Origin of the sequence: Roseinatronobacter domitianus (genome assembly GCF_023336755.1) — a bacterium.
GTDB lineage: Bacteria > Pseudomonadota > Alphaproteobacteria > Rhodobacterales > Rhodobacteraceae > Roseinatronobacter > Roseinatronobacter domitianus.
In genome coordinates, this window is record NZ_JALZWP010000049.1 from 1 (window position 1) to 1,333 (window position 1,333).

1 protein-coding gene is annotated in these 1,333 nt (G+C 59.1%); it reads left to right on the forward strand.

Annotated features, from left to right (window positions below):
• Positions 1 to 63 precede the first annotated feature (63 nt).
• Positions 64 to 1,278 (forward strand): IS256 family transposase, encoded by a 1,215-nt coding sequence (locus tag M3N55_RS16650; protein ID WP_249060977.1) that lies wholly within the window; start codon positions 64 to 66, stop codon positions 1,276 to 1,278.
• Positions 1,279 to 1,333: the final 55 nt, after the last annotated feature.

Sequence of the window (1,333 nt, forward strand, 5' to 3'; positions counted from 1 at the left end):
GAGAGTGTCCGATCTTCTGTGTAACCGGGATCTGGTCCATGCTTCCTGAGAGGAGCAAGGACGATGACGATTTCCAAGGAACTGCTGGACGAACTTCTGAAGGGCTGCGAGCGCCCTGAAGATCTGCTTGGCAACGACGGCTTGATGAAAGAGCTGAAGATCAAGCTGATGGAGCGGATGCTGGGTGCCGAACTGACTTCGCACCTGGGCTATGAGGACGGCAAGGACGCGCCAACCGATCAAACCAACCGCCGTAACGGCTCATCCGCCAAGAGACTGAAAGGCCAGGATGGGGAGCTGCCGATCGCGGTTCCGCGTGACCGGGACGGCAGCTTCGAGCCTGAACTGGTGAAGAAGGGCCAGACCCGGATCGACGGGATGGATGACAAGATCATCGGCCTCTATGCCGCCGGTCTGACGGTCCGTGACATCCGCGCCCATCTCGAGGACGTTTACGGCCTTCAGGTATCGCCAGATCTGATCAGTCGTGTCACCGACGCGGTGCTGGACGAGGTCCGGGAATGGCAGTCCCGTGCGCTGGACAGGATGTATCCCATCGTTATTTTCGACGCTCTGCGGGTCAAGATCCGCGACGCTGATAGCCGCATGGTCAAGAACAAGGCCGTCTACGTCGCTCTCGGCGTCAACAGAGATGGCATGCGCGAGGTGCTGGGCCTGTGGATCGCCGACAATGAGGGCGCCAAATTCTGGCTATCCGTGGTGACGGAACTGAAGAACCGCGGGGTGCAGGACATCCTGATCGCGGTCGTGGACGGCCTCAAGGGCTTCCCTGACGCCATCACCGCCGCCTTTCCTGACACGGCCGTGCAAACGTGCATTGTCCACCTTGTGCGCCACTCGCTGAACTTCTGCGCCTGGAAGGACCGCAAGGAGGTAGCCGCTGATCTGCGGCGGATTTACAGTGCCCCGACGGCCGATCAGGCCGGGGTTGAGCTGGACACCTTCGAGGAAAAGTGGGCCGGAAAATATGCCTCCATCGCACCGGCCTGGCGCAGAGCGTGGCAGGAGGTGATCCCGTTCTTCGCCTTCGATCCGGCCATCCGCAAGATCATCTACACCACGAACGCGATCGAAAGCCTGAACCGCGTGATCCGCAAATCGATCAAGACCCGTGGATCATTCCCCACCGAAGAGGCAGCCACAAAGCTGATTTACTTGGCGATCCGCAACTTTGAGAAAGGTGGTCGAAATGTCCGGGAATGGTTTGCCGCCCGCAACCATTTCGCCATAATGTTCGAGGATCGCTTCAATGCGTAACCGTATCTGAAACCCGCATGGGCCAGACCAGATACACAAAGTTCATGACACTCCC